This window comes from Micromonospora sp. NPDC048830, assembly GCF_043198215.1.
In the GTDB taxonomy this organism is placed as follows: domain Bacteria; phylum Actinomycetota; class Actinomycetes; order Mycobacteriales; family Micromonosporaceae; genus Micromonospora.
This window is the reverse complement of sequence record NZ_JBICUP010000100.1, coordinates 1-5,788: the sequence shown is the minus strand read 5'-3', so window position 1 is coordinate 5,788 and position 5,788 is coordinate 1. Positions and strand designations below refer to the sequence as shown.

Sequence of the window (5,788 nt, the reverse complement as noted above, 5' to 3'; positions counted from 1 at the left end):
CCGGGACGGTGGATCAGGTGCGGTCCGAGCTGGGAATCCAGGGCCTGGCCCCGGAGGAAAATCCCCCGGATTTATCCGTGGGGATCGTTAACTACCTGGCCGGTTGTCTTCACGAGGCCATCGACGACCTGCACACGCTCAATCCGAGCGTGACGGGAGGCGCCGCGGACATGTTCGACCGGTTCCTCGGCTGGCCCGCCCGCCACAGCCGTTTCTGCCGGATGATCACGACCGGCTCCCGCAGGCCGAGGAGGCAAAGGACTGAGCGACATCGGCCTCATCACCGCTGAGGGGCAGCCGGCGACGCCCGGCTCGCGGCTCAGTCGTAGCCGGGTGAACGGGTCCGGACGACCAGTTCATCGACCTCCAGCCGGCGGATACGCAGGTCCGCGATGACCGCCCGGCGGATCGCCAGCCGGCCGACCGCCAGCGCCCCGACCGCGACCGCGCCGGCGGCGAGCGCGGACACCGCCACCCACCCCAGCGCCGTGGCTCCCAGCGCGCGGGCTCCCACGGCCGCCGCCCCGGTCGCTGTTGCTCCCGTCGCCCGGGCCCGGGTGACCGGGCGTGGCACCTTTGCCCCTCGTCCCATCCGTTCATTGTCCGTGCGGCCCGTGTCCGCCGCGCCGGAATCGGCGGCGGTGGTCTGGCAGGCGGGCAGTCCCTCGCTCCGATCACGAGCCGGGCGGGCGGACCTCACCGCAGTACCCGACGGGGCCGTCCTGTTCGAGAGCCGGCCCAGCCTTGCCGGCCAGCGGGTTGTCTGTCGTGCTCTGCTCGTTGTGGACCAGCACAGCCAGGCTGCGAAGTCGGCTGTAGTACTCGAGTTCCTGGCCGGTGAGCAGCGGCAGGACCAGATCGAATTTCGGTAGGTAGTTGGCGATCACGTTCTGCCGCCGCGCGTCGAGTTGGCCGCCGTTCTCGAGCCAGCCGGCGACGCAGCCGGCGACGTCGGGGTCCAGCAGGACCATCTCGACACCGGCGATCTCCATGCTGGTATCCGTCCTCGAAGACCTGCTCGGGTTGCGGCGCGGTGAGAACCAAGCCGGCCCTGGCCGAGCGTACCTACACCTGCGCCACCTGCGGCCTGGTCCTGGACCGGGATCTGAACGCCGCACGCAACCTCGCCGCGCTCGCGGGTGAGGCTGTCGACGCCCGGAGTGGCCGGGAGTCGCCAAACGGACGTGGAGCCGACCGTAAGACCCCGCTCGCGGGGCAGGTGGCCGTGAAACGTCAACCCGGCACCGCCCCAGCGGGTCAGACCGGGACCGTCCCACCGCAAGGCAGGACTACCAATCACATGCTCACCAGAGCGCACTGATAGGTAACGGTACGAGGACGTCTATTAGGGCAGCGTCGGGCAGCGCCGCGCCTCGCCGACGAGGCCACCACCCCGGGCTATCCGCGCAGGTCGCGCCGTTGGCAGCCGAGCGCTTCGAGCACGGCGAGCGTGGCGGCCGTGGTCAGCCTGACGGCGGCGGCGAACCAGTTCGGTGGTAGGCCCGGGACGGGGGTGAGGTGTCGTTGACGGCGCTCCTGGTCCGCAACCGACTGTGCAGGGCAAGGCGGTGCGGAAGGGCGTAGGTCTGGCTGGACCCCTTCGACGGGCACTTCCGCCGACCGACGTCCGGCCGTGGGCCGCTCGCCTAGGCTCGGAACCGACGCGGACCGGTACGGCCCGCGCGTGGGGAGGGCCGCCGTCGTGGATGCGGAGGGCGCCGGGTGGACGACGCGACGTTCGCGGTGCCGCTCTGGGCCTGGGCGGCGGTCGCCGCGGTCATCGCCGTCATGCTCGCGGTGGACGTGTTGTCCCACCGTCACCACCACGTAATCGAGCTGCGAGAGGCGTTGGCCTGGAGCGCCGTCTGGATCGCCGCCGGCGTCGCCTTCGGCCTCGTGGTCTGGTTCTGGCGCGGCAGCGAGCCGGCGGTCGCATACTATTCCGGCTATCTGCTGGAGAAGGCCCTGTCGGTCGACAACGTCTTCGTCTTCGCGCTGCTGTTCGGCTACTTCCGGGTGCCCGCCAAGTACCAGCACAAGGTGCTCTTCTGGGGCGTGGTCGGAGCGCTCGGGTTCCGCCTGCTCTTCATCTTCGCCGGCGCGGAACTGCTGGACCGGCTGGCCTGGGCCGGGTTGGCGCTGGGCGCCTTCCTCATCTGGACGGGGTGGCGGCTGGCCGTACGCGGCAAGCCCGACGTGGACCCCGACCGCAACCTGGCAGTCCGGCTGTTCCGCCGGCTGGCCCCGACAGATCCCCGCTACCACGACGGCCGGTTCACCGTCCGTGTCGACAGCCGGCGCAAGGCCACCCTGCTCGTGGTCGCCCTGGTCGCGATCGAGGCGACCGACGTGGTCTTCGCGATCGACTCGGTGGCCGCGATCCTGGCCATCACCACCAACACGTTCCTGGTCTGGACGGCGACCGCGTTCGCCGTCCTGGGCCTACGCAGCCTTTATTTCTGCCTGGCCGGCCTGCTGCGGCATTTCCGCTATCTGCGGTACGGGCTGGCGGTGCTGCTCGCCTTCGCCGGGGTGAAGCTGATCCTGGCCGAGACGCCGGTGGGAAAACTGCCGGTCTGGTTCACCCTCGCCGTCGTGGTGCTCACCCTGGCGGTGTCCATCGGCTGGAGCGTGCTCGCCGCGCGGCCGAGGCGTAGCCGCACGGGCCGTCGGTGATTCGCGAGCCCGGGCAACCCGTGCAGACGGCCCGTTGTGCTCTTCCACCAGTTCGGTTTAGGGCAGTTATCCGGTTTCTATGGCGGGTGGTGCCCCCGTACTCACACCATCCTTTTGGCCCCGGACGATGGCGACGGGGCAGGGCGCGTGGTGGAGAACGGCGTGGCTGGTGGAGCCGAGCAGTAGGCCGGTGAAACCGCCGCGTCCGCGGGCGCCGACGACGAGGAGTTGGGCATCGCTCGCGGCGTCGAGCAGCGCCGCAGCGGGCCGACCGGGGACGGTGCGGTGTGCTATGGAAATGTGCGGGTAGCGCGAAGGGCGTCCGGCTAGGGATTCGGTGAGAATGCGAGGTTCGGCATCGCGGTGCCGCTCGTCGCCGATGTAACCGCCTGGTTGCCGGGCGTGCACGGCGCGCAGGGATGCCTGGCGCGAGGCTGCTGCGGCAAAGGCGTAGTCGATGGCCTGTTGGCTGGAGCCGTCGACGCCGACGACAACAGGGCCGGTGCGATCGGTGGCGCCTTTGACGACGAGGACGGGGCAGGCGGCATGGGTGGTGGTCTGGACTGCGACGGACCCGACGAGCAGGCCAGTGAAGCCGCCGAGGCCGCGGTCGCCGACGACGATCATGGTGGCAGCGCGGGACTCGGCGGTGAGCACCTGAGCGGGGGTGCCGGTAACGACGGCGCGGGTGACGTCGATGCCAGGCTCTGCTGTCGTCGCGGTGTCAGCGGCTTGGTCGGCGATGTGTTGGGCCTGGTTGCTTAGGCCGGCCTCGGGCGGCCCGGTGTCGGGGTGGCCGAGGGGCACGTGGAACAGGGGCCAGATGAAGGCGTGCACGATGCGCAGGGGCCGGTGTCGCCGGGCGGCTTCCCGGGCGGCGTAGCGTACGGCGCGGAGTGCACTGTCAGAGCCGTCGGCGCCGACCACGACCGCTGCCTGGGTACTAGTCATGGTCTCAAACACGCTCCGCCGGACCTGGCATCACTGCGCCGACATCCACCGGCGCGACAGCCACACCCTGCACGTTGCACACCCCCGCTGACCAACTCGCGACGGACTGGCGGTGGTCACCAGCCTGTGACGCCATGATGCCGCTGGCAGCGGCGACGACGGCGCCGCTCGGCAGAAGGTCCTTCGATCGGGAGCGCCGCTATCACCAACTGAGGCTGACCGCCACAGCGGTTGGCGGATCGTGATGCCGTTCGCGCCGCAGTGTGGGGGCAGGGCCGCTCGCTCATCGGTGGGCAGGGCAGGGTCGGGATTTGGCCCTCGGCGTCCGGACCGTGGTACGCGTGGGGTCGCGGTGATCGAAGCCCCTGTCAAGTTGATGACCTCGCCGGGGTTACTGTCTGCCCCGCTGCTTCGGGGCGCGCCAGCCGTAGTTGGGTGAGGAACAGTTGGGTGGCTGCGGTGAGGGTGACGTGGCGGTGCCAGCCGATCCAGGATCGTCCTTCGAAGTGGTCCAGTCCGAGGGCGGTTTTGAGTCAGCCGCCCCGCGCGGTCGAGCCCGCCCGGTTCCCCCTTCAACCGACGGGTGTCAGCCGTGATGTACTGCCGGTACCACTCGGCCGGGCGGTACCCGGCGTCGCAGTACGGGTCCTGGATGATCGGCGTGCCGTTCTGGGTGCCCACCCGCCAGTCGAGCATCAGGAACTGACCGGAGTAGCGTGCCTTGAGGCGGAAGAATCCTCCTCCGCTGTCGAGCATCTCGAACTCCTGCGAGAGGCTGGAGTTGTTCGGCCACAGGAAGACGCCCGTGAGCGGGCTGGTGGAGGCCCACATGACATCGGCGCGTAGCCCGCTGTTGTAGTTCACGATCTCCACGATGGGGGTGGCCGCGTACGCAGGCGTGGGCGCGATCACCGTGAGCGACGCGGCCACCAGTGCCACCGCCGTGGCAAGGGCGCCGAATGCCCTCCTCATCGGGCGGCGCTTGCCCGCGCGCCCCGGAATGGTTGGTGTCCTACCTTCTTCGCGCGCGAAGTGGCGCTTTCCGCTTCTTCCGACCACGACTGCTCCTCACCTCGTCGGGTAGCCGAACGGCGGCGACCGGTACCGCCAGCGTGCGGGGCAGCCGTGCTGTCCGGTGGATTCCCGGACAGGCATCGGGGCGTCAGAAGAGGGTCAGGGGCTCGGCCGGGATCGGCTCGGGCAGCGGCTCGACTCCGGGTACGCGGGCCCGTACCTCGTCGTGGAAGCGGCGGGCGAGCACCGGCGCGTCGGCGTTGTCGGGGGTGTGGACGAACACGGTCGGCGAGCGTCCCTCGCGCAGCCATCCGGCGACGACGTCGACCCAGTGCTGCCAGCCCTCGACGGTCAGCGCGGTGTCGTCGCGGCCGAGGTACCGGACGATCGGCCGGTCGGTCAGCGCGTCGGAGCGCCGCGGCACGCGCGGCTTCTTGATCCAGGCGTCGCGTTCCGCGTCGCTGGTCGGCGGGCTCCGGAAAAACGCGGTGGTGTCGAACGGTATCCACTCGGCGGCCACGGCGGAGAGCACGCCCTCCAGGAGTCGCGCCGAGCGGGGGTCGTCGAAGAACGCGGGATGGCGGACCTCCACGGCGTACCGGTGGGACTGGGGGAGCCGGTGTAGGAAGTGGGCGAGTGCGGGGATGTCGGCGGGACCGAACGATCCGGGCAACTGGATCCAGAGGGCGTGGGCCCGCGGGCCGAGGGGCTCGATCGCGTCCAGGAAGATCCGGAGTGGCTCGTCGATGTCGGTGAGGCGGCGCTCGTGGGTGATGTGCTTCGGCAGCTTGATCACGAAACGGAAGTCGGGCTCGGTCTGCTGGGCCCACGACGCCACGGTCTCCCTGGCGGGGGTGGCGTAGAAGGTGGTGTTCCCCTCGACCGCGTTGCACCAGCCGGCGTAGTGCCGCAGGCGCTCGTGGGCGGGGATCGGGTGCGCCAGAAGGCGGCCCTGCCAGGGCCTGTGGGCCCACATCGCGCATCCCACATGAAGACGCATGACTCCGACCTCTCCACGAACGAGCCGCGCCTGGGGCAGCAGCGTGACCGGAGTTCATCGAATGTCTTCCGTGGAAACCCCCGGCTTTAGCCGTGGGGAGGAAACGGAACCCCTGCGGAGCAGGTCAGGGATAGCCCATTCGCCGCC

At 70.2% G+C, this 5,788-nt stretch carries 7 protein-coding genes and 3 pseudogenes; 4 read left to right on the top strand and 6 right to left on the bottom strand.

From position 1 onward, the window contains the following. The first annotated feature begins 29 nt into the window (after positions 1-29). Positions 30-290, top strand: coding sequence for a hypothetical protein (locus ACGFIZ_RS33945; protein WP_393427365.1), 261 nt, complete (start codon positions 30-32; stop codon positions 288-290). A gap of 29 nt (positions 291-319) precedes the next feature. Here ACGFIZ_RS33945 and ACGFIZ_RS33940 read toward each other — a convergent pair whose 3' ends face one another. Further along, complete coding sequence (locus ACGFIZ_RS33940; RefSeq protein WP_393427356.1) at positions 320-592, bottom strand: hypothetical protein; 273 nt, start codon at positions 590-592, stop codon at positions 320-322. Between the two features lie 82 nt (positions 593-674). Next, on the bottom strand, positions 675-992 hold the full coding sequence (locus ACGFIZ_RS33935; RefSeq protein WP_393427353.1) for a hypothetical protein: 318 nt from the start codon (positions 990-992) through the stop codon (positions 675-677). Between the two features lie 14 nt (positions 993-1,006). On the opposite strand from ACGFIZ_RS33935, the pseudogene ACGFIZ_RS33930 reads away from it, so the two are divergent. Both ACGFIZ_RS33930 and ACGFIZ_RS33925 read left to right on the top strand, forming a co-directional pair. Continuing rightward, positions 1,007-1,321 (top strand): annotated as a pseudogene (locus tag ACGFIZ_RS33930) (zinc ribbon domain-containing protein); the annotation flags it as partial. 467 nt (positions 1,322-1,788) lie between these two features. Further along, positions 1,789-2,676, top strand: coding sequence for a TerC/Alx family metal homeostasis membrane protein (locus tag ACGFIZ_RS33925; protein ID WP_393427362.1), 888 nt, complete (start codon positions 1,789-1,791; stop codon positions 2,674-2,676). Between the two features lie 66 nt (positions 2,677-2,742). On the opposite strand, the gene ACGFIZ_RS33920 is transcribed toward ACGFIZ_RS33925, so the two are convergent. Then, a complete protein-coding gene (locus tag ACGFIZ_RS33920; RefSeq protein ID WP_393427359.1) occupies positions 2,743-3,627 on the bottom strand; it encodes a universal stress protein in 885 nt (294 codons plus the stop codon). A 368-nt stretch (positions 3,628-3,995) separates the two neighbouring features. Next, positions 3,996-4,160, bottom strand: a pseudogene (locus ACGFIZ_RS33915) (IS701 family transposase); the annotation flags it as partial. A gap of 50 nt (positions 4,161-4,210) precedes the next feature. On the opposite strand from ACGFIZ_RS33915, the gene ACGFIZ_RS33910 reads away from it, so the two are divergent. Beyond that, positions 4,211-4,333, top strand: a complete 123-nt coding sequence (locus ACGFIZ_RS33910; RefSeq protein WP_393427368.1) for a hypothetical protein — start codon at positions 4,211-4,213, stop codon at positions 4,331-4,333. Between the two features lie 2 nt (positions 4,334-4,335). On the opposite strand, the pseudogene ACGFIZ_RS33905 reads toward ACGFIZ_RS33910, so the two are convergent. Beyond that, positions 4,336-4,458: pseudogene (locus tag ACGFIZ_RS33905) on the bottom strand (RICIN domain-containing protein); the annotation flags it as partial. A gap of 331 nt (positions 4,459-4,789) precedes the next feature. Further along, complete coding sequence (locus ACGFIZ_RS33900) at positions 4,790-5,617, bottom strand: DUF72 domain-containing protein (protein ID WP_393427350.1); 828 nt, start codon at positions 5,615-5,617, stop codon at positions 4,790-4,792. Positions 5,618-5,788: the final 171 nt, after the last annotated feature.